The 18,345-nt window shown below is 71.5% G+C and carries 19 protein-coding genes and 1 pseudogene; 10 read left to right on the top strand and 10 right to left on the bottom strand.

Annotated features, from left to right (window positions below; genetic code table 11):
- Positions 1–51: 51 nt before the first annotated feature.
- Positions 52–540 (top strand): Lrp/AsnC family transcriptional regulator, encoded by a 489-nt coding sequence (locus tag AC5P1B_RS01425; RefSeq protein WP_493884266.1) that lies wholly within the window; start codon positions 52–54, stop codon positions 538–540.
- 79 nt (positions 541–619) lie between these two features.
- On the top strand, positions 620–2,302 hold the full coding sequence (locus tag AC5P1B_RS01420; RefSeq protein WP_493884265.1) for a DUF885 domain-containing protein: 1,683 nt from the start codon (positions 620–622) through the stop codon (positions 2,300–2,302).
- A gap of 111 nt (positions 2,303–2,413) precedes the next feature.
- Here AC5P1B_RS01420 and AC5P1B_RS01415 read toward each other — a convergent pair whose 3' ends face one another.
- On the bottom strand, positions 2,414–2,968 hold the full coding sequence (locus AC5P1B_RS01415; protein WP_493884264.1) for a rhodanese-like domain-containing protein: 555 nt from the start codon (positions 2,966–2,968) through the stop codon (positions 2,414–2,416).
- A 94-nt stretch (positions 2,969–3,062) separates the two neighbouring features.
- On the opposite strand from AC5P1B_RS01415, the gene AC5P1B_RS01410 reads away from it, so the two are divergent.
- The 3 genes from AC5P1B_RS01410 to AC5P1B_RS01400 all read left to right on the top strand — a co-directional run bounded on the left by AC5P1B_RS01410 (position 3,063) and on the right by AC5P1B_RS01400 (position 5,787).
- Positions 3,063–3,509, top strand: a complete 447-nt coding sequence (locus tag AC5P1B_RS01410) for an Lrp/AsnC family transcriptional regulator (protein WP_493884263.1) — start codon at positions 3,063–3,065, stop codon at positions 3,507–3,509.
- Between the two features lie 236 nt (positions 3,510–3,745).
- Entirely contained in the window at positions 3,746–4,654 is a 909-nt protein-coding gene (gene lepB / locus AC5P1B_RS01405; protein WP_493884262.1) for a signal peptidase I, read from the top strand.
- Positions 4,655–4,938: 284 nt separating this feature from the next.
- Complete coding sequence (locus tag AC5P1B_RS01400) at positions 4,939–5,787, top strand: EamA family transporter (RefSeq protein ID WP_493884261.1); 849 nt, start codon at positions 4,939–4,941, stop codon at positions 5,785–5,787.
- 36 nt (positions 5,788–5,823) lie between these two features.
- Here the strand turns inward: AC5P1B_RS01400 and AC5P1B_RS01395 are convergent, their stop codons facing one another.
- Together AC5P1B_RS01395 and AC5P1B_RS01390 are read right to left on the bottom strand one after the other, a co-directional pair.
- Positions 5,824–6,807: a cytochrome P450 gene (locus tag AC5P1B_RS01395; RefSeq protein ID WP_493884485.1), complete on the bottom strand. Its 984-nt coding sequence runs from the start codon at positions 6,805–6,807 to the stop codon at positions 5,824–5,826.
- Complete coding sequence (locus AC5P1B_RS01390) at positions 6,804–7,106, bottom strand: hypothetical protein (protein WP_493884260.1); 303 nt, start codon at positions 7,104–7,106, stop codon at positions 6,804–6,806. Before AC5P1B_RS01390 ends, AC5P1B_RS01395 begins: the two co-directional genes overlap by 4 nt.
- 264 nt (positions 7,107–7,370) lie before the next feature.
- Between AC5P1B_RS01390 and AC5P1B_RS01385 the strand changes: the two genes are divergently transcribed.
- Both AC5P1B_RS01385 and AC5P1B_RS01380 read left to right on the top strand, forming a co-directional pair.
- A complete protein-coding gene (locus AC5P1B_RS01385) occupies positions 7,371–7,775 on the top strand; it encodes a VOC family protein (protein ID WP_493884259.1) in 405 nt (134 codons plus the stop codon).
- A gap of 93 nt (positions 7,776–7,868) precedes the next feature.
- Complete coding sequence (locus AC5P1B_RS01380; RefSeq protein WP_493884258.1) at positions 7,869–8,750, top strand: serine hydrolase; 882 nt, start codon at positions 7,869–7,871, stop codon at positions 8,748–8,750.
- A gap of 114 nt (positions 8,751–8,864) precedes the next feature.
- On the opposite strand, the gene AC5P1B_RS01375 is transcribed toward AC5P1B_RS01380, so the two are convergent.
- Positions 8,865–9,833: a LysR family transcriptional regulator gene (locus AC5P1B_RS01375; protein WP_493884257.1), complete on the bottom strand. Its 969-nt coding sequence runs from the start codon at positions 9,831–9,833 to the stop codon at positions 8,865–8,867.
- Positions 9,834–10,012: 179 nt separating this feature from the next.
- Between AC5P1B_RS01375 and AC5P1B_RS01370 the strand changes: the two genes are divergently transcribed.
- Positions 10,013–10,975 (top strand): MBL fold metallo-hydrolase, encoded by a 963-nt coding sequence (locus AC5P1B_RS01370; protein WP_493884256.1) that lies wholly within the window; start codon positions 10,013–10,015, stop codon positions 10,973–10,975.
- A gap of 7 nt (positions 10,976–10,982) precedes the next feature.
- Here AC5P1B_RS01370 and AC5P1B_RS01365 read toward each other — a convergent pair whose 3' ends face one another.
- Both AC5P1B_RS01365 and AC5P1B_RS01360 read right to left on the bottom strand, forming a co-directional pair.
- Positions 10,983–12,224 carry an MFS transporter gene (locus tag AC5P1B_RS01365; RefSeq protein WP_493884255.1) on the bottom strand — a complete coding sequence of 414 codons (1,242 nt, stop codon included), beginning with the start codon at positions 12,222–12,224 and terminating at the stop codon, positions 10,983–10,985.
- A 126-nt stretch (positions 12,225–12,350) separates the two neighbouring features.
- Positions 12,351–12,803, bottom strand: a complete 453-nt coding sequence (locus AC5P1B_RS01360) for a carboxymuconolactone decarboxylase family protein (RefSeq protein ID WP_493884254.1) — start codon at positions 12,801–12,803, stop codon at positions 12,351–12,353.
- A gap of 494 nt (positions 12,804–13,297) precedes the next feature.
- Here AC5P1B_RS01360 and AC5P1B_RS01355 point away from each other — a divergent pair, with 494 nt between their 5' ends.
- Both AC5P1B_RS01355 and AC5P1B_RS01350 read left to right on the top strand, forming a co-directional pair.
- Complete coding sequence (locus AC5P1B_RS01355) at positions 13,298–14,281, top strand: NAD(P)/FAD-dependent oxidoreductase (RefSeq protein WP_493884253.1); 984 nt, start codon at positions 13,298–13,300, stop codon at positions 14,279–14,281.
- Positions 14,282–14,296: 15 nt separating this feature from the next.
- The gene (locus AC5P1B_RS01350; protein ID WP_493884252.1) at positions 14,297–14,809 is read left to right on the top strand and encodes a DUF2867 domain-containing protein; all 513 of its coding nucleotides are present in this window, start codon (positions 14,297–14,299) and stop codon (positions 14,807–14,809) included.
- Positions 14,810–15,042: 233 nt separating this feature from the next.
- Here the strand turns inward: AC5P1B_RS01350 and AC5P1B_RS01345 are convergent.
- From AC5P1B_RS01345 to AC5P1B_RS01330, 4 genes and pseudogenes are all read right to left on the bottom strand, one after another.
- A pseudogene (locus AC5P1B_RS01345) lies at positions 15,043–15,159 on the bottom strand (winged helix-turn-helix transcriptional regulator); the annotation flags it as partial.
- A gap of 111 nt (positions 15,160–15,270) precedes the next feature.
- Positions 15,271–16,350 (bottom strand): cation diffusion facilitator family transporter, encoded by a 1,080-nt coding sequence (locus AC5P1B_RS01340; RefSeq protein ID WP_493884251.1) that lies wholly within the window; start codon positions 16,348–16,350, stop codon positions 15,271–15,273.
- Positions 16,351–16,592: 242 nt separating this feature from the next.
- The gene (locus AC5P1B_RS01335) at positions 16,593–17,534 is read right to left on the bottom strand and encodes an alpha/beta fold hydrolase (RefSeq protein WP_493884250.1); all 942 of its coding nucleotides are present in this window, start codon (positions 17,532–17,534) and stop codon (positions 16,593–16,595) included.
- A 137-nt stretch (positions 17,535–17,671) separates the two neighbouring features.
- Positions 17,672–18,250, bottom strand: coding sequence for a TetR/AcrR family transcriptional regulator (locus tag AC5P1B_RS01330; protein ID WP_493884249.1), 579 nt, complete (start codon positions 18,248–18,250; stop codon positions 17,672–17,674).
- Between the last annotated feature and the right edge of the window lie 95 nt (positions 18,251–18,345).

Here is an 18,345-nt window from a genome sequence, read left to right as displayed (position 1 = left end):
ACTGAACAAGGAAGGGCAGACTGTGGTGGTCTTCCGTGTTACGTTCGGCTTATGGCCACATCCGTCGCTCTTGATTCGATCGATCTGGACATTCTGCGGCTGCTGCAGAACGACGCGCGGACCACCTACCGGGATCTGGCGGCGACGGTCGGCGTGGCGCCGTCCACGTGCCTGGACCGGGTGGCCCGGCTGCGCCGGTCCGGTGTCATCCTCGGCTACGCGCTGCGCGTGGACCCCGCCAAGCTGGACCGCGGGCTGGAGGCGCTGCTCTCCGTGCAGGTGCGCCCGCACCGCAGGGAGCTGATCGGCCCGTTCGTGGAACGTGTCCGGGCGCTGCCCGAGTCCCGTGCGCTGTTCCATCTGACGGGCCCGGATGATTATCTGGTGCATGTCGCCGTGGCGGACACCGCCGACCTCCAGCGGCTGGTGCTCGACCAGTTCACCTCGCGGCCCGAGGTGGCCCGGGTGGAGACCCGGCTGATCTTCCAACGCTGGGAGTGCGGACCGCTGCTGCCGCCGTCGGACATCTCAGCCGCCTGACCTGGAGCGCGCGTCCTGACAGGAACGTCATCGCCCAATGCCCGTGACGCCGCACCGTCCGGCGTACGAAGATGACGTCATGTCCGACACGACGAACAGCCCATTGCCGCGCCAGGTCGCCGACGCCTATGTCGATGACCTGGTCGCCCTCGACCCGATCACCGGCACCTACCTCGGCGTGCCCGAAAGCGCCCGGCTGCTGCCGGACTTCTCCCCCGCCGGCCACGAGGCGTTCGCGGAACTGGCCCGTGTCACGCTGTCCCGGCTCGCCGAGGCCGAAGGGCGGCCGGGTGCGGACAGCGACGCCGAGCGGCGCTGCGGGCGGCTGTTGCGCGAACGCCTGACGGCCGGACTCGCCATCCACGAGGCCGACGAGCCGCTGCGCGCGGTCGGCAACATGTCCTCGCCGGTGCACTTCGTCCGCGAGGCCTTCACCCTCATGCCCACGGAGACCGAGGCGCACTGGAGCGACATCGCGGCCAGGATGCGGGCCGTGCCAGAGGCGCTGGAGGGGTACCGCGCCTCGCTCGCGCTCGGGCTTGAGCGCGAGCTGCCCGCCGGGCCGCGCCAGGTCTCCACCGTCCTTGAGCAGTTGGGCGAGTGGATCGGCACCGACGGCGGCTGGTTCGCCGAGTTCGCCGGAGGCGGCCCCGAGGCGCTGCGTTCCGACCTCGGCTCCGGCGCCGCCGCGGCTACCGGCGCGCTGGTCACCCTGCGCGACTGGCTGCGGGACGTCTACGCCCCGGCCGTCGCGGGCGCCCCCGACATCGTGGGCCGCGAGCGCTACCAGCGCTGGTCGCGCCAGTGGAGCGGCGCCGATCTGGATCTGGACGAGGCGTACGCGTACGGCTGGGCGGAATACCACCGCCTGCACGCCGAGATGCGCACCGAGGCCGCCAAGATCCTGCCTGAGGGCACTCCGTGGGATGTGCTGCGCCACCTGGATACGCATGGCGCGGCGGTGGAAGGCGTCGAGGAGACCCGGGTGTGGCTCCAGCAGCTGATGGACGAGACGATCGAGGCCCTCGACGGCACCCACTTCGAACTCGCCGACCGCGTCAAGCGGGTCGAGTCGATGATCGCCCCGTCCGGTTCGGCCGCCGCGCCGTACTACACGGCGCCGTCGATGGACTTCTCCCGGCCGGGCCGCACCTGGCTGCCGGTGCTCGGCGAAACCCGGTTCCCGACTTACGACCTGGTCACCACCTGGTACCACGAGGGCGTCCCCGGCCACCACCTCCAGCTCGCGCAGTGGGCGCACGTGGCCGACCAGCTCTCCCGCTACCAGGCCACCGTGGGGGAGGTCAGCGCCAACATGGAAGGCTGGGCGCTGTACGCGGAGCGGCTGATGGACGAACTGGGGTACCTCACCGACGCCGAGCGCAGGCTCGGCTACCTCGACGCCCAGATGATGCGCTCGCTGCGGGTCATCGTCGACATCGGCATGCATCTGGAGCTGGAGATCCCCGGCCACTCACCGTTCCACCCCGGCGAGCGGTGGACCCCGGCGCTGGCCCAGGAGTTCTTCGGGCAGCACTGCGGACGGCCCGCCGACCACATCGAGAGCGAGATGGTGCGCTACCTGGGGATGCCGGGCCAGGCCATCGGCTACAAGCTCGGCGAACGCGCCTGGCTGGCGGGCCGGGAGGCGGCGCGGACCGCGCGAGGTGACGCGTTCGACGCCAAGAAGTGGCACATGGCGGCCCTGTCGCAGGGCTCCCTCGGCCTGGACGACCTGGTGGCCGAACTCGCGGCGCTCTGACCCGCCACGGGAGGCGGCCGGGACCGGCCCGCGCGGTCCCGGCCGCCTCCCGCCCGAGGCGCGCCCACGAGAGCCGTGCGTCCGCCCCCTCCCGCCCCGCCACCGCCCGGCTCAGCAGCCGCAGCTCTCCTCCGGGTGTGCGGCGCGGGGCGCGGTCAGCGGGTCCGCCGGACCCTGTTCCGTGCCCTCCCGGGTGTCCACCGGGTACCCCTCACGTATCCAGTACTCGATGCCGCCGAGCATCTCTTTCACGCGATAGCCGAGCCGGGCGAGACCGAGGGCCGCACGGGTGCCGCCGTCGCAGCCCGGGCCCCAGCAGTAGACGACGACGGGGGTGGCCGGGTCGAGCAGCTGAGCGGCGCGGCCGGCGATCTCCGCGTGCGGCAGATGGACGGCACCGGGCACATGCCCCTGGTCCCACGCCTCAGTGCCGCGCGCGTCGACGACCGTGAATCCCGGGTGGCCCGAGCGCAGCGCGACGCGCACATCGGCGGGGTCGGTGTGAAAGGCGAGCCGGGCGGCGAAGTAGGCCGCCGCGTCGGCGGGTTCGGCGGGCGCGACGGCCAGCACGGGGCTCGTCGGAGCGGCCTCAGAGGCCGCCCGCCGACCAGCCGGGAAGTCGCCTACGGAGACGGCGCTAGGGGCGCTGAGCTGCGGTGTTGTCATGACAGAGAATCTACGGAGCACACCACGGGTCAGGAACCGGCGATCCCCGGGAGATCACTTGATCTGCCCGGGATTCCCCTGCTAGACAGCGTGTATGACCGGTTATTCCCCTGACGCAGTCGACTGGCGCATTCTCGACGCCCTGCAGAGCAACGGCCGCGCCGGGTTCGCCGAGCTGGCGCGGACCGTCAACATGTCCGCGAGCGCGGTGACCGAACGGGTCCGCAGGCTGGAGGAGGCGGGAATCATCACCGGCTACTCGGCGGTCGTCGACCCCGAGCGACTCGGGAGGCCGGTGCTCGCCTTCGTCCGGCTGCGCTATCCGTCCGGGAACTACAAGCCGTTCCACGACCTGGTCGCCAGCACCCCGGAGATGCTGGAGGCCCACCACGTCACCGGCGACGACTGCTTCGTCATCAAGGTCGCCGCCAGTTCCATGCGGCACCTGGAACAGATCACCGGCCGGATAGGCGGTCTTGGCCAGGTGACGACCAGCGTCGTCTACTCGTCACCGCTGCCACGACGGGCGATCAGCGCCTGACGGCGTCCGGGAGGAACCGACCAGGGAACGCGCCCGAAAACTCCCTCGATGTCCGCCTCGCCCCGGACCCGGTCATGGGACTGGCTCCGGGCCGCATACATTTGAGGTACCCAGCGCGCCGCTGGCGTGCGCCTCCGGCCACGCCCGGGGACCTGCGGGAACCCCCGCTCGTTAGAGGAACGTGGGCCTGTGTCGCGGCTGGGGCAGGTGAAGGCAAGAGACTTTAAGGAGTGGATGTGGGGGATCTGGCGGTCGGCGCTCAGTCCGGAGGCAGCGGGCCTGAGGAGCGGCCCGGGCCGGCCGGCGCACCGGCCGAGGCGGGCGGTGTCCCCCAGCCTGACGGCGCGGAAGCGAGCCCTCCGCCAGAGGGCAGGCGCAAGGGCTCCAAGCAGCGCGCCTTCTGGAAGGAGTTTCCTCTCCTCATCGGCATCGCCCTGGTGCTCGCGCTGCTCATCAAGACGTTCCTGGTGCAGGCGTTCTCCATCCCCTCGGACTCGATGCAGAACACCCTGCAGCGCGGTGACCGGGTGCTGGTCGACAAGCTGACCCCGTGGTTCGGCTCCGAGCCGGAGCGCGGCGAGGTCGTCGTCTTCCACGACCCGGGCGACTGGCTGGCGGGCCAGCCGACGCCGCGCCCCAATCCTGTGCAGAAGGCCCTCAGCTTCGTCGGGCTCATGCCGTCCGGTGAGGAAGAAGACCTCATCAAGCGGGTCATCGGCGTCGGCGGGGACACCGTCGAATGCAAGGGCACGGGCCCGGTGAAGGTCAACGGCAAGGCACTTGACGAGCCGTACGTCTTCGAGGGCAACACGCCGTGCAGCGGTGACAGGCAGGGCGGCCAGTTCAAGGTCACCGTGCCCTCGGGCAAGCTGTGGGTCATGGGCGACCACCGTCAGGACTCGGCCGACTCCCGCTACCACCAGCGAGGCAAGGACCAGGGCTTCGTACCGGTCGACAATGTCGTGGGCCGCGCCATCGTGGTCGCCTGGCCGCCGGACCGCTGGTCCACCCTGCCCGTGCCGGACACGTTCGACCAGCCGGGCATCAACACGGCGGCGGGCGCCGCACCAGGCGTCCTGGGCCTGGCCGGCGCACTGCCCCTCATCCTGTGGCGCAGGCGCCGCAACGCCCTCGCGGACAAGTAAAGGGCGTCCCGCGGACCGCCCTGCCCACCGGCCGGATCGCGGACAGGCAACCGGGCCACTGGCAGCGCCCATCGGCGTGGGCACGTCAGCGGAAGGCACGGAAGAACACGCGGACGTCGTCGGTGAACAGGCCGGGTTCCTCCATCGCGGCGAAGTGGCCACCCCTGACGCGCCCCGTCGCGCACCACACAACGCGACCAGGCAGGGACCGTTGACGCCGCCCCTGCGGTAACCAGTGGGGTGGCGGGGCACATGTGATGCGTGTGTGGGGGCACTCAGGGCGGATGGGTGCTCTTCTCGCGCTGGCCTCCGCGGGCTGTTACGGCGTAGTCGACTTCACGGGTGGGCTGCTCTCCCGCCGGGCTCACTTCGTTGTGGTGACGTTCGTCGGGCAACTGGGCGGGCTGCTGATCGCGTTGGTGGCGGCGGTCCTCGTGCCCGCCGAAGCGGTGGGGACAGCCGATGTGTTGTGGGGGGCGCTGTCGGGTGCCGGGAGCGGTATGGCCATGCACTTCCTCAACCGGGGGCTGAGCCGTGGGGCCATGAGCATCGTGGTCCCGGTGAGCGCCGTCACCGGTGTCGCCCTGTCCGTGCTCTTCGGCGTGTGCCTTCTCGGCGACCGGCCTACGCCACTGGCCTGGCTGGGGATGGCCGTCACCGTGCCCGCGCTGTGGCTGGTCTCACGGGGGGAGAGCACCCGACGGACCGCGGGCGCGGTGCGGACAGGGCGCGCCTCGGTGGATGGGCTGATCGCCAGCGCGGGGGTGGCCGTGCAGTACATCGGGCTCGCCCAGGCGGACGCGGCGAGCGGGCTGTGGCCCCTCGCCGTCGGCCGCCTCGCCGCTGTGGGGGTTCTGCTGCCGGTCGCCTGGCGGGATGCCGCGCACTTCCGGCAGCCCCGGTGGCTGCTGGCGGCTTCGGCGGCGACAGGGGCGGGCGCGGCGCTCGGCCTCGGCCTCTATCTGCTGGCGGCCCAGCAGCAGATGTTGGCTCTCGCCGTCGTCCTCGCTTCCTTGTACCCGGCCATTCCCACGGTCCTCGGCCTCGCCGTCCTGCACGAGAAGGCCACTCGGGCGCAGTTCACCGGCCTGGTGAGTGCGGCGCTCGCCACCGTGCTGCTGACCCTCGGCTGAACGCGCGACCCGTCACCGGACGGGCGGCGGGTGCGCTCACAGCGGCATGCGCTGGGCGAGCAGCGCGGGGAGCAAGTGGCCCTCCATCATGGCCAGGTGGCTTCCGGGGCAGACGTTGCCGCCGGTGCCGAAGGGCAGATACGCGCCCTTCGGCAGCGCCCGTTCGCTGTCGCGCGCGAACCGGCCGGGGTCGAAGCGCTCCAGGTCGGGGAAGACGTCGGGGCGCCGGTGCAGGCTGTAGGCGTTGATGAAGACCGTGGTGCCGGCGGGCACCGCGTGTCCGCCGACGACGGTGTCCCGTATCGCCTGCCGGGGGATGACGGCAGCGGGCGGGTACAGCCGCATCGCCTCCTTGAAGACCTGGAGGCAGTACGGCAGCCGGGCCAGGTCCTCGTGGCGCGGGGGCCGCTGCCCCACGGCCGCGTCCACCTCGGCGCGCACCGCGTCGCGGACGTCCGGGTGACGGCCCAGCAGATACAGCGTCCATGCCTGGGTGTCGGCGGAGGTCTCCTGGGCGGCGCCCCAGGTCGCCAGCACCTCGTCGAGCAGCAGGTCGTCGGGCATGGTCCCGCCGTCCTCGTACTCGGCCGCCATCAGGTCGGCGAGGATGTCCTGCCGGGCCACGGCCCCGGACTGGCGCTGCCGGATGAAGCCCGCGATCCACTGCCGGAAAATGTCGATGTTCTTGCGGGCGCGCAGGTTGCGCGGGGTGGGCACCCACATGGGCAGGGCGAGCATGCCGGTGATGGCGTGCGTCTTCCACTCGAACACCTCGGTGATGGCCCGCGCCACCTTCTGGTTGTCGCGGGTGGAGGCGCTGAACAGCAGGCGGGTGACGATGTCCATCGTGAGGGCGTTCATCTCGGCGAGCAGGTCGACGTCGGCGCCCTCCTTCCAGCGCCCGATGGTGCGTTCCGCCTCGGTGACGATCACCTCGGCGTGCCGGGGGATGCGGCGTGGTACGAAGTGCGGCACGATCAGCCGCCGCTGCCGGGCGTGCGGTTGCCCCTCGCTCGTCAGCAGGCCGTTGCCATCAGCGGGGTCAGGGCGCGGGTCTGCCGCTTGCCCCTTCCGTAGTCCTCCGCCCGCTCGATCAGGACCTCGCGGACGGCCTCCGCCGTGGAGACCACGGCGGCGGGGCTGGGGCCGATGCGGAACCCGATGACGCCGGAGGAGTCCTCGGAGAGGGCGGCCAGTGCGCCGATGGGGTCCCCGCGGATCTCGCGGGCGTGCCCGAACAGTGCGGACGGTGCCATGGCCATGGGCAGCGGGTCGGGGGTCAGACGCCCGGCTCGCGGTCGCGCGGTGGTGGTGGTCATCAAAGGGTCCCTTCGTGGGGCCGCCCGGTTCCCGCGCGGCGGCCGGGCCTCACCGCCACGGCCGCTGCCGACCGTGGGCTCTCGCGCGCCCCGCGCCCCGCGCGGAGCAACGGCGAAGGCGGCGAGGCGGACGTGCCGGTGGGGACGGCTGGGTGCGTTGAGGCATTCAGTGAGTCCCTCGCGCAGGTTTTGGCGGCGTGTCCGGGTTATTGCCGGGTACGCGTACTGACGCACATCTGACGGTCACCATGACAGGGAGGAACCATGGGGCTGATCGAATCCGGTGTCCTTATTCTGGACTGCGCAGAACCGGAGAAATTAGCGGAGTTCTATACGACACTGCTCGACGCCGAGATCCGGCCGACGGCGCCGGGATCGGACCGCATCGAGATTCAGGTCACCGACGGGATGCATATCGCGCTGCGCCGTGATCTCAATATGGTGCCGTCGAGCTGGCCCCGGCCCGACAATTCCCAGCAGGCACATCTGGAACTGATCGTCGAAGAAGGCAGAATGGACGAGGCCGAACGTGTCCTGTTCAGCCTCGGTGCCCGCCCTCTGGATACCAAGGACAGCGGTGGCGCCATTGATGTCCGGGTGTATTCCGACCCCGCGGGCCACCCGTTCTCCCTGCGCGGTTCCCACGTGGCGGGCCCCAAGACAGGCTGACGGGAGTATTTTCCGGGTGCTCCGCGCCGCCGCCCGCAGGCCGAGGGCCGGGGACATCTCCGGGCTCCAAGCCGGGTGAGACAGGATGACGGCATGGATGAGGAGTTCGCTGCCCTGGGGGCCAGGGTCCGGCTGCACACGCGGTGTGTGGACTGCGGCCGGGAGACCGGTGTCCGGGCCGACGAGCCGGTGGTGCTGGCCTCGGTCGTCAAGGTCCCGCTGGTGCTGGAGTTCGCGCGGCAGGCCGCGTACGGGCAACTGGACCCGGCCGAACGGGTGGTGGTGGGCCAGGCCGACCGGCTCGGCGGTACGGGGACGTCCGGTTGCCTGGACGATGTGGAGATGAGCCTGCGCGACCTCGCGCGGTCCGCCCTCTCGGTCAGCGACAACACCGCGGCGGATGTGCTTTTCCAGCGGGTGGGCGTCGACACGGTGCGACTCCTGTGCGAGGAGCTGGGACTGAGCCGTACGCGCGTGGTCGGGTCCCCGCGCGACCTGTTGCGAAGCATGCTGGACGATGTCGGTGCCGCCGACATGGCGGAGTTCGCCGCCGTCTACCCGACGCTCTCCGCGCAGCGGCTCAGGGCGCTTCGGGTCAGGAATCCCCTGCTGACCAACGGCAGCACCGCCGAAGACATGACCCGGCTGCTCACCCTGATCTGGACCGACCGCGCCGCTCCCCCGGCGGCCTGCGAGCGCGTCAGGACCCTGATGGCCTACCAGGTCAGCTGGCACCGCCTCGCGGCCGCGTTCCCGGAGGATGTCGCCGTCGCCGCCAAATCAGGGACGCTGCCAGGGGTACGCAACGAGATCGGTGTCGTCTCGTATCCGGGGGGCGGCCGGTACGCGGTGGCCGTCTTCCTGGAGACCCAGGCCCTCGGAGAGCGCCGACCGGACCTGGACGCGGCGATCGGCTCGGCCGGGCGTGCGGCCGTGGAGGGGCTGCGCGGCTGCTGCGGTCAGCGCCTCCCCTGAGCGGCCGACCGCCATCGCCCAGCGGTCGGTCGGCGTTCGCCGGGAACAAACCGGGCCTCTCCCCCGGTCAGCCGTCGCCTCAGCGCGGTCAGCACCGTGACGCGACGCCCCGGGTCAGCTGTCGTCGTCGCCGATCCGCGCGTAGACGACGTCCCAGGGGCGGGAGTCGGTGGGTGTTTCCCGCAGTCCGGCCGGTGCCTGGGCGCGCAGCACACCGGCGGCGACCGCCGCCAGCCGCTGGGCGGCCGGGTGCGGGGCGGCGGCGGGCCACACGAAGGACATCCGCCAGCCGAGTGTGCCGGGGGCGAGCGGGCGCCAGACAACCCGCGGCTCCTTCTGGGCGACGGCGGCGTGGCCGAACGCCACTCCGCGCCCCGCGATCACCAGCCCCATCACGACTTCGGGGCTCGCCGCGTGGACGACCGAGGGCGGGCTGTAGCCCTGCTCGCGGCAGGCGCCGAGCGTGGCGTCGTACAGGCCCGGCGCCGATTCCCTGGGGAAGATCACCAGAGGTCGCCCTTCCAGTGCGGCGAGGGTCAGCGCGCCCGCGGCGACGAGCGGCGAGTCGCGCGGCACGACGACTCCCAGCGGAAGGCTGAGCACCGGACCGCTCGTCAGTCCGGCCAGTTCCGCCGGGTGCTGCACCAGGCCGGTGTCCAGCTGCCGACTGGCCAGCAGCGCCAGCTGCTCAGCGGTGCCGAGTTCGCGCGGCTCCAGCTGGACATCGGGTGCCTCGGCCCCGAAGGCGGTGAGGATCGCGGCCAGTACCCGGCCTGGGAGTTCCGGCGGCACCCCCACCCGCAACGTGCCGTACTCGCCGCGCGCCGCCTGCGCGACCCGCGTCCGGGTGCGCTCCGCCTGAGCCAGCAGCTCCTGCGACTCGGCCAGCAGCACCTCACCGGCGGCGGTCAGCCGCACCCCGCGCGAGGACCGGTCGAAGAGCCGCGCGCCCAGTTCCTCCTCCAGTCCCCGGATGCGCTGGCTCAGCGGCGGCTGGGCCATGCCCAGCCGCTCAGCCGCCCGGCCGAAGTGCAGTCCTTCGGCGACGGCCCGGAAGTAACGCAGGTGTCTTAGCAGGTCCACGCAGCAACGATATCGGTAGTGATATCGCCGGACCGGTACTTTGATCTTGGACGGGCCGCCCCTCCCGGTGCTCTGATGCGGGCATGCCCTTCCCCACCTTTTCCGGTCGTCCTTCCGGTCGTCCTTCCGGTCCGTCTCCCGATTCCCGTTCTGGTCGTTCCGCCCTGTCCCGGCGGCGCGTGCTGGGTGTCTCCGCCGTCGGTCTGTCGGCGGCCGCGCTCTCCGGTGCCGCGCGCACCGAGGCGGCCCGCGCCACGTCGCCCGGCGCCGCCTCGGCGCCCCGTACCGAACCGGGTGCCTCCGGCATACGGTTGCGCTGGCTCGGCAACAACGGCTGGGAAATCCGCATCGAACGCCCCGGCGCCAAGCCCGCCACCGTGCTCATCGACCCCTGGCTGACCCGGTTCCGCACCGGTACGTACACCGAGGAGGGCGCCGACCCGCGGACCCGGCTGACCGTCGACACCGACCTCATCGACCGCCACCGGCTGTCCGCCGACCAGATCCTGGTCACCCACGGCCACTACGACCATCTGCCCGACATCCCGCACCTGGCGGCCACCACCGGCGCCACCGTCTTCGGCACCGAGAGCCACGCCAACATGCTGCGCGCGCTGGGCGCGCCGAAGGGTCAGCTGTCCGTCGTCGCCGGTGGGGAGTACGCGCAGTTCGACGGGTACACGATCCAGGTCCTGCGCTCTTTGCACTCCATGCCGGGTCCGCGTGCGCAGGTCCCCTTCCCCGGCACCCGCCCCGGCGGCCCGCCGCCGCGGCCCCGGACGATCGCCGACCTCGTCGAGGGCGGGACTCTCGCCTACGCCATCACGGCCGCCGCGACCGGCTTCACCCTCGTCAACTTCGGCGGCTCCAACTACAGCGCGGCCGACCTGCGCGGCCTGGCCCCTGACCTGGCCATGGTCCAGCCCGGCGGTTCCACCGTCCACCGCTACGTACCCCGCCTGCTGGAGCTGCTTGACCACCCCCGGTATGTCCTCCCCACCCACTGGGACGACTTCGACGTGCCGCTCGGCGAGCCGGTGGAGGACTGGGGCGGGCTCGCCGGTCTGGAAACGCAGGTCCGGGAAGCGAGCCCCGAGGCTCGGTTCGTGCGCCTGGACCACCTGGAGACCTTCACTCCCTGACCTGGCATCAGGTCGCCTCCCCGCCGGAGCCGCGTGACGCGGCCGGGGCCGGGGCCGGGTCCGCGCCTTGGCTGGAACGTCGCCCGCTCACGAGCAGGGTGAGGAGCGCGAGGCCGCAGCCGATCCACAGGACGCTCGTGAGGGCGAGCGAATCGACCGCCAGGCCGCCGAACAGGGCGCCGAGGGCGATGGAGAGGTTGAACATGGAGACATACAGCGACGAGGCGGCCTCGGCGGTCTCGGGTGCCGCGTAGAGAATCCAGCTCTGCAGGGTGACCGGGACCGCCCCGTAGCCAAGACCCCACAGGACCAGGAGAGCGGCCGGCGTCGCGGTGCCACTGACGGGCAGGGCGAACAGCGCCATGGCCAGCGCCAGGACGACCGCGATGGCGGTGACGGTCTGCCGCAGGTACTTCGCGATCAGAGCACCGGCGATGAAGTTGCCGCAGATGCCCGCCACGCCGAAGACCAGCAGCAGCAGGCTGGTGAGACTGCCGTCGACGCCACGGTCCAGCAGGAGGGGGCGGAGGAAGGTGTAGGCGATGAAGTGGCCCGTGATGACCAGGAACGTCATGGCGATGCCCGCTCGCAGGGCGGCGTTGGCCCGGAACACCCTGGGCAGGTCGGCCAGCGCGAGCGCACGCTCCGGCGGAAGGCTCGGCAGCAGGAAGACCATGCAGGTCAGTGCCAGCAGCCCCAGAATGCCGACGGCCGCGAACGCGGTACGCCAACTGCTGAGATCGCCGATGAAGGTACCGGTGGGGACGCCGAGCACGGAGGCGGTCTCGACGCCGCCGAATATCAGCGCGGTGGCGCGCGGGACCTGTCTTTCGGGAACGAGCCGCAGGGCGATTCCGCCCGCGATCGCCCAGAAGCCACCCACGCTGACGCCGATCAGGAAGCGGGCGACCAGTACGAGGGCGAAGCTGGTGGCGAGGGCGGAGGCCAGGTTCGCCACTCCGACCAGCCCGACGAGCAGGATCAGTACGAGGCGGCGGTCCGTACGGCCGGTGGCCACGGTGACCAGCGGTGCCGACACGGCGGCGACCAGTCCTGGCACGGTCACCATGAGCCCGGCGGTGCCCTCGGACACCTTCAGGTCGGTGCCGACCGGGGTGAGCAGACCCACGGGCAGCAGCTCGGAGGTCATCAAAGAGAAGATGCCCAGCGTCACGGCGGCGACAGCGAGCCAGCCCTTGACGGACGAACGTCCCTCCGCGGCGGGCAGGTTGGGGGTGACGGTGGTCATTGCAGCCATCCGTCCTTTCCGGTCCTCGGTACGGGGCGGGGTGTGGGTGAACACGCCAAGGGCGGTGGCCGGCCGAGTGGCGGCCACCGCCCTGGTGAGGCGTGAGGTGTGAGAGGGGAGGGAGGGTTACTCGGTGCCGGGAGTCTTACGCGTGGTGACGTTCATCCGGTTCCAGGCATTGACCGTGAAGATGAGCGCGATGAGCTGGGCCAGCTCCCGCTCCTCGAAGTGCTGGGCGGCCTCGTCGTAGACATCGTCGGGGACGCCGCTGGGGAGCCGGGTCACCGCCTCGGTCAGGGCGAGCGCGGCGCGCTCCTTGGCGGTGTAGAGGCCGGACTCCTCCCAGGCGTCGAGCTGGTAGATCCGGTCCTCGCTCTCGCCTGCCTTACGAGCGTCACCGGTGTGGTAATCGATGCAGTACGCGCACCGGTTGACCTGCGAGGCCCGGATCTGTACGAGTTCGAGCAGCACCGGGTCGAGTCCCTGGCGGGCGGCGGCGTCCAGGGCGAGGACGGCCTTGAAGACCTTGGGGGCGACGTTGGCGAAGTGCATGCGCTGGGGAATCTCAACTGCTGTCATGCCAGAAACGCTAGGAGGCGAGTGCCCCGCCGGTGTGGTGCATTTCTCCGCAAGATCGATGGGTCAATTGTGCGCTCGGCCGCCACGTGGAACGGACCGGAGCCGCTGGGAACCGCTCCGGCAGCGGCGCGGCTGCGAGCAGGGCGGGCGGGTCCGCCCAGCCGTACCGCCCGTGCGCCCAGGCGCACGCCGCAGCGCCCCGTCGGAGGGATGACGGCCTCCCTGAGAGGGGTTTGCACTGGCCGGACCTTGGTAGTCGCGAGAGGGTGCGGAGGGAGGACCGGTCGCTGCGTGCGCCAGAGGCCGGGGTGGTGCCGCGCCCCTGGAACGGGCTCGCGGGCGCGGCCCGGCAGCGGCCGGGACGGTCGCGATCCCTCGGCGGGTGGCACCTCAGCACGACGATGGGCTCATCGACGGGGCGGCGGCGGTCACCGCCATGAAGGGAGGCGCTTCACGTGGACGAGCGGCCGGCGCGGGGCGGGATGACTGCCTCAGTGGGCGGTAGCCCACGGTATGACGTCGTGGTCGTGGGCGGTGGGGCCGCCGGGCTGAACGGGGCGCTGACGCTGGCCCGGGCACGCCGCTCGGTGCTGGTGATCGACGCGGGACGGCCGCGGAACGCCACGGCCTCCCATGTCCACAGCTACCTGGCGCGCGAGGGGGTGACACCGGCGCGGCTGCTGGCCCTGGGCCGCGACGAGGTGACCGGCTACGGCGGTGAGATCGTGGAGGGCAAGGCCGTGGCGGCCGAACGGCTGGACGCCGGGGGCTTCCGGGTCGTCCTCGCGGACGGGTCCGCGGTCACGGCGGCCCGGCTGCTCGTCACGACCGGCCTGGTCGATGAACTGCCGCCGGTGCCCGGCGTGGCGGAGCGCTGGGGGCGCGACGTGCTGCACTGCCCGTACTGCCACGGCTGGGAGTTCCGCGATCAGCCGATCGGCATCCTGTCGACCGGGCCGATGGCGGTGCACCAGGCCCTGCTGTGGCGGCAGTGGAGCGCGGATGTGACCCTCTTCGCGCACACCGCGCCCGAGCCTGGTGGCACGGCGCACGAGGAGCTTGCCGCCCGCGGCGTCAGCGTCATGGCGGGCAGGGTGACGGGCCTTGAGGTGACGGGCGACCGGCTCACCGGCGTACGGCTGGCGGACGGCCAGGTGGCACTCTGTCACGCGCTCGTGGTCGCACCGCGCTTCACGGCCTGCGCCGCCCTCCTCACCGGCCTGGGCCTGGAGACGGCCGAGGAGTACGCGGAGGGACACCTGGAGGGCACGTACATCGCCGCCGACTCGTCCGGGGCGACCGGGGTGCCCGGGGTGTGGGTGGCGGGCAACGTCACCAGTCTGACCGAGCAGGCCATCGGCTCCGCCAACGCGGGCATGACCGCGGCCTCGGCGATCAACGCCGACCTGGTCGCCGAGGAGACCCGCCGGGCCGTCGCCGCCCGCCGCGCCGCAGCCCCGCCCGGGGACGACGCCTGAGGCCAGCCGGGGGCGGTGCGCGGGAACCGCCCGTCGACGCGGGCAAGGGCGGGTCTCTCAGCACTCCTCTGTCACTCCTCGGCACACGATCGATCCGCTCGGCTTGCGGCAGGAAGCCCTCGCCTCAATTGGGACGCCCCTGACGCCGGCCTCGGCTCCCGGGTGCCGACGCTGCGCGACCGGTTGCCGACGGACCTCCGTGACGCGGCACGCGGCCCCGAATTCCGCGGAGTCCCGTTCACCTCGCTGTACCTGACCGGCGACGAGTGGGCGGCGGAGGCGGCCAACCGGACCGTGCACGCGGTGCTGCACATGGGCTGGGTCCAGGACGAGACCGGTGGATACCACGGCCAGCTGGCTGTGCTGGTCAAACCCAACGGCCTGGTCGGAAAGGCGTACATGGCCGCGATCGCGCCACTGCGGCACCTGGTCGTGTTCCCGTCGATGGTGCGCGGGATCGAACGGGACTGGCGGGCAGGCACGGCGCGGCAGGGAGCATCCGACTCCCCGTCACACGGCAGCCGCTGAACAGCGTGCCAAGCGCGGCGGCCTCAGGGCGTCCGGCGGACCACGCGCGCCCGGCATCGGGGTCGCGCACGGGGCCTCCCAGGCCGCCAGGCCCAGGGGAAGCACGCCCGGGCACAGCCAAGGGATGTACCCCGTCAGGGGCGCGGGGAACTGCGCGACCAGCCACGACGCACCCGCGGTCCGCGATGCGCAGACTGTGCCTCCCTTCCCCAGCACGATCCGCCGGACACGGCTCAGTCGCCGTCGTAAGCCCGCCTGGCCGCCTGGACCTGTGGCAGGTGGTTGTCCGACCAGCTGACGAGGGCGCTGAAGACGGGGCTGAGCGACCGGCCCAGTTCGCTGATGTCGTACTCGACGCGGTGGTGGGGGCGTCCTACGCGTACGCCACCGGCCGCCCGCTCCCCCCGGTGGCTCCGGCGAGCCGGCTGCCGTCCGTGTGACGTAAGCCGGGGCCGGTCAGGTCAGTGCGGGTGGGGCTCATCGCGGTGTACGGGGCCGTGCGGGCCGGCGCAGTGCGCGAGATCTCCGGGGTCGTCGTCCTTCTCGCCGGGCCGCTTCACCCACAGCAGCGCGTCGTAGGCGTGGTCGACCTGGAGTGTGGTGTGCGTGATGCCGTAGTCGCGGCGCAGCAGTTCTTCCAGGTTGCGGCGGATGGCGTGGCAGTCGCCGCCCCGCTCGACCAGCACATGCGCGGACAGGGCGGACTGCCCGGAGGTGATCTGCCAGACGTGCAGGTCATGCACCTCGACGACGGTCGGCTGGGCGACGAGCTTGTCGCCCAGCGCGTCCGGGTCGACGTCCGAGGGCGCGGCTTCGAGGAAGATCCGGCTCGACTCCCTGAGCAGGCCGTAGCCGGCCTTGACCATGAGGGCGACGACCACGAGCGTGGCGATGGCGTCCGCGCGGGCGAAGCCGGTCAGGACCACGATCAGTCCGGCGACGGCGGTGCCGATGAAGGCGAACAGGTCGTTGAGGACATGCTGATAGGCACCCTCGACGTTGAGCGAGGAGCGGTTGGCCTTCGAAAGACACCAGGTGGCGGCCACGTTCACGGCGATGCCGACGAGCGCGGTGACGAGCACCAGGCCGCCTTCGACCTCCGGCGGGTCGATGAGCCGGTGCACGGCCTCGTAGGCCAGCCAGCCGCCCAGGAGCAGCAGCGAGAGGCCGTTCGCCTGAGCGGAGAGGATCTCCGCGCGCTTGAGCCCGTAGGTGTAACCGCCCCGGGCCGGGCGCGCTGACAACCGCATCGCTATCAGGGCCAGCACGATCGACGCGGCGTCGGTGAGCATGTGCGCGGCGTCGGAGATGAGGGCCAGCGACTGCGCGGCGATGCCGACGACGACTTCCACCGCCATGAACGTCGTGATCAGGGTGAGCGCGATGGCCAGCCAGCGCCGGTCCGCGTCCGCGGACACGGCGTGCGAGTGCCCGGCGTGCCCGCCCGCGCCGTGCTGATGCCCTGCGGCGTGCTCGTGCTCCGCACCGCGCTGATCACTGTGCTGATGTCCCGGACCGTGCTCATGGCGATGATCACTCATGTGGTCTGCCTTCCCCATCGCGACGGATGCCTCGCCGCAGTGAAACGCATGGATGAGCGAATCGCCAAAGGCTGCATCGGTGACCGTTGTCATCTTCGTCAACGACGCTCTGACCTGCGGGAACAGAACAGGGATGGCGGGCGGGCCAACAGGCGTCAGACCCCGCCCCGCGCCGGGCGGCAGGGAGCGGGGCGGGGCGGGGCGGAGACTGGGCGCCGGCAACCGTGGCGGTGCCGGGCGGCTCAGCGCGTGGCGCCGTGCTGGGCGAAGAAGCCGGTCAGCTCCCGGACCACCGTGTCAGGGCTCTCCTCGGGCAGGTAGTGGCCGCTGCCCTTCACCTCGACCACCCGGATGTCGGTGCCCTTGTCCGGGCCCATCTGCTCGCGCAGCGCCGGGTAACTGGCTTCCCCGGACAAGGTCAGCACGGGGGTCGTGATCGGGGTGTAGAGGGCGAGGTCGGCGATGTCCTGACGCATCGTCTGGTACCAGCCGTTCCCGGCCCGGATGGCGTCAGGGGTGTCGTAGGCGTGGGCGTAGATCCCTCGCGCGTCCTCTTCGACGGACGCCTGGTCCACGAGCATGTGCCCGTACAGCCAGTCGATCACGTACCGGAAGCGGCCGGTGAGCAGCTGCTCGGGGAGGTCGCGGAGCTGGTTGAACGCGAACCACCAGGGATATCCGCCACGGCCCACGGCGATGTCAGCCGCCTGCCGGTCGGAGCCCGGCAGCATGCCGATGTCCAGCCAGGAGGGGTCGGGGACGCCAAGGTCAAGGGTGGCCAGGGCGCGTACGGCCGCCGGGTGACCGGCCGCCAGGTGGTAGCCGACGGAGGCGCCGATGTCGTGCCCGGCGACGAACGCCGACTCGTGGCCCAGGTGCCGGATCAGTTCGCGGATGTCCTGGGCCATCGTCCGCTTGTCGTAGCCGGACTCCGGCTTGGCCGAGCCGCCCATGCCGCGCAGGTCGACGGCGGTCACCCGGTAGTGGCGCGCCAGCTCGGGCAGCACCTTGCGGAACTGCCACCAGGTCTGCGGCCAGCCGCCGAGCAGGATCAGCGACTCGCCACGCCCGCCGGTGACGTGGTGCAGACGGATGCCGTTGACGTCGGCGTAGGCGCTGGCGAAGTCGCCCTCCAGCGAGGCGGCCAGCTCGGCGTCGGTCGGGACGGAACTCTTCACACTCATCTCGGTGAATCCCCTTTTTCTTTAACGATCGGTCCAGTATGAGGGCAGCGAAATGCCCCGTACGGCGGTAGAGCCGGTGAGGCGAAGCGGGACAGGGACCCGGCTCGCGGGCGAACGAAAACGGCGCCGGGGCGGGCCTACCGCAGCAGGGTGAGAGCGTGCTCCACGGTGTCGTGGAGAAAGCGCTCGCGCACCGGGGTCTTGCCGACCACGCGCATTCCTTGCAGGACGGTCACCAGAAACCTGGCCAGCGCGGCGGGGTCCTTGTCAGTGGGCAGCTCGCCCTCGGCGCGGGCCCGCGTCAGCGCTCCCGCGAGGGCCATCTCCATGATTTCCAGGGACGTGACGACCCGGCGGCTCGCCCCCTCGTCGGCCGGCAGCTCAACCGCCGTGTTGGTGACCAGGCAGCCCTTGCTGTCGACGTCCTCCAGCGACATCTCCGCGTAGTGCCGCAGCAGCCCGCGCACCGCTTCGAGCCCCGAACCCGGCACAGAAAGGCGTCCCAGCAGCGCCTCCCTGGTGTCCTCGACGTAGCGGTCCAGCGCCTTCAGGTACAGCTCGCGCTTGCCGCCGAAGGCACCGTAGATGCTGCCCCGGCCGAGCCTGAGATGGTCGACCAGGTCCTGCATCGATGTCGTCTCGTAGCCCTGCCGCCAGAACAGCTCCATGGCCGTCCGCAGTGCCGCGTCGGGGTCGAACTCCTTCGTCCTGCTCATGCCCTCACTCTAACCATAGTTGATCGCTCGTTCAAGAAACTTGCTCAAGAAGCCCGCACAAGAACCTCGTTCAAGAAACCCGGTCGACATCGAGC

This window comes from Streptomyces sp. A01, from assembly GCF_059026195.1.
Note: the sequence above shows the minus strand (reverse complement) of the source record. Positions and strands in the feature narration are given on the sequence as shown.

What these genes read in the sequence shown, in the direction of transcription:
- AC5P1B_RS01425 (WP_493884266.1), top strand. Translation starts at nt 52, where the DNA reads ATGGCCACATCCGTCGCTCTTGATTCGATCGATCTGGACATTCTGCGG.
- AC5P1B_RS01420 (WP_493884265.1), top strand. Translation starts at nt 620, where the DNA reads ATGTCCGACACGACGAACAGCCCATTGCCGCGCCAGGTCGCCGACGCC.
- AC5P1B_RS01415 (WP_493884264.1), bottom strand. Translation starts at nt 2,968, where the DNA reads ATGACAACACCGCAGCTCAGCGCCCCTAGCGCCGTCTCCGTAGGCGAC.
- AC5P1B_RS01410 (WP_493884263.1), top strand. Translation starts at nt 3,063, where the DNA reads ATGACCGGTTATTCCCCTGACGCAGTCGACTGGCGCATTCTCGACGCC.
- AC5P1B_RS01400 (WP_493884261.1), top strand. Translation starts at nt 4,939, where the DNA reads ATGGGTGCTCTTCTCGCGCTGGCCTCCGCGGGCTGTTACGGCGTAGTC.
- AC5P1B_RS01390 (WP_493884260.1), bottom strand. Translation starts at nt 7,106, where the DNA reads ATGACCACCACCACCGCGCGACCGCGAGCCGGGCGTCTGACCCCCGAC.
- AC5P1B_RS01385 (WP_493884259.1), top strand. Translation starts at nt 7,371, where the DNA reads ATGGGGCTGATCGAATCCGGTGTCCTTATTCTGGACTGCGCAGAACCG.
- AC5P1B_RS01380 (WP_493884258.1), top strand. Translation starts at nt 7,869, where the DNA reads ATGGATGAGGAGTTCGCTGCCCTGGGGGCCAGGGTCCGGCTGCACACG.
- AC5P1B_RS01365 (WP_493884255.1), bottom strand. Translation starts at nt 12,224, where the DNA reads ATGACCACCGTCACCCCCAACCTGCCCGCCGCGGAGGGACGTTCGTCC.
- AC5P1B_RS01360 (WP_493884254.1), bottom strand. Translation starts at nt 12,803, where the DNA reads ATGACAGCAGTTGAGATTCCCCAGCGCATGCACTTCGCCAACGTCGCC.
- AC5P1B_RS01340 (WP_493884251.1), bottom strand. Translation starts at nt 16,350, where the DNA reads ATGAGTGATCATCGCCATGAGCACGGTCCGGGACATCAGCACAGTGAT.
- AC5P1B_RS01335 (WP_493884250.1), bottom strand. Translation starts at nt 17,534, where the DNA reads ATGAGTGTGAAGAGTTCCGTCCCGACCGACGCCGAGCTGGCCGCCTCG.
- AC5P1B_RS01330 (WP_493884249.1), bottom strand. Translation starts at nt 18,250, where the DNA reads ATGAGCAGGACGAAGGAGTTCGACCCCGACGCGGCACTGCGGACGGCC.